This is a genomic window from Shewanella sairae, from assembly GCF_023283535.1.
Taxonomy (GTDB): domain Bacteria; phylum Pseudomonadota; class Gammaproteobacteria; order Enterobacterales; family Shewanellaceae; genus Shewanella; species Shewanella sairae.
This window is the reverse complement of the sequence record NZ_JAKILT010000180.1, coordinates 1-1249: the sequence shown is the minus strand read 5'-3', so window position 1 is coordinate 1249 and position 1249 is coordinate 1. Positions and strand designations below refer to the sequence as shown.

Sequence of the window (1249 nt, the reverse complement as noted above, 5' to 3'; positions counted from 1 at the left end):
AAATCGCTTCACCCACCTTGGTATGCCTGATAGCTATCGAGTGGCCTGAGCATACTCAAAGACAAGAGAGATTGAGTATTGCAACAAAGCCATCAGTGACAGATGCAAACTCTGACGTAAAAGCTATTTATTCAAATATTTGGACCTTCGCCGCATTAAAGGGAGATGGTTCAATCGTTGCGTGGGGCCGCAATGATAATGCCCCTGCATCAGTCACAGATACCAACTCAGATGTAAAAGCGATTGATTCAAACAATGAAGGCTTCACTGTATTAAAAGGAGACGGCTCCGTAGTTGCTTGGGGGAGCATCAACAATACAGCCCCATCATCTGTGACGGATGCAAATTCTGGTGTGCAGGCTATTTTTTCAAGCTCGGCATCTTTTGCTGCAGTCAAAGGAGATGGTTCGGTCGTTACTTGGGGGCATCAATACGCTAATACCACTAATGCTCCTGCATCAGTGACAGATGCAAACTCTGACGTAAAAGTCATTTATTCAAATGAATACAGCTTCGCAGCGGTCAAAGGAAATGGTTCAGTTATTACTTGGGGGCAAATAGAAAGAAATCCGCCACTATTATCAGCCAATCCTGACGAGCAAACAGTTTATTCAACTAGTACAGCCTTCGCAGCATTAAAGAGAGATGGCTCTGTAATTGTGTGGGGGGTGGGTGATGCTGCGAGAGCCCCATCATCAGTGACGGATGAAAACTCTGGCGTTCAAAGTATTACATTACTCGGTGAGGGTTTTGGAGCATTAAAGGATGACGGTTCTGTCGTTGTTTGGGGCTACAATGTTTTCGAACCTCCTTTATCGGTGGCAAATGCAGGCTCAGACGTAAAAGCGATTTATTCAAACGATAGAGCTTTTGCTGCAGTCAAAGGAGATGGTTCTGTCGTTGCGTGGGGGCCAAGTTACAATGGAGGTGACAATGCTCCTGTATCAGTGACTACTGCAAACTCTGACGTGAAGGCGATTAGCAGCACCCAAGCCGCCTTCGCAGCATTAAAAGGAGATGGTTCTGTTGTTGCATGGGGGAATAGCGCGTTTGCTGGGGATAATCATCTTGTAGAAGAACAATTAAAACCTGCCTTTGCTAGAATAGAAAGTTCAATAATGTAAATTAGTATTGCATATTAGCCCCGCATTTTGCGGGGCTTAATTAGATGGTCCGCCTCACCCCTAAGCTAACCTTAGGGTTAGGCTATCAAAGAGGCGAACCATCATGTCTATTATTAAAGTAATTG

The 1249-nt window shown here is 44.8% G+C and carries 1 protein-coding gene; it reads left to right on the top strand.

The genetic code is table 11. The annotated features are described in order from the left end of the window. On the top strand, positions 1–1124 hold a 1124-nt coding region (locus L2748_RS23955), incomplete at its 5' end, for an RCC1 domain-containing protein (RefSeq protein ID WP_420833314.1). Positions 1125–1249 lie beyond the last annotated feature (125 nt).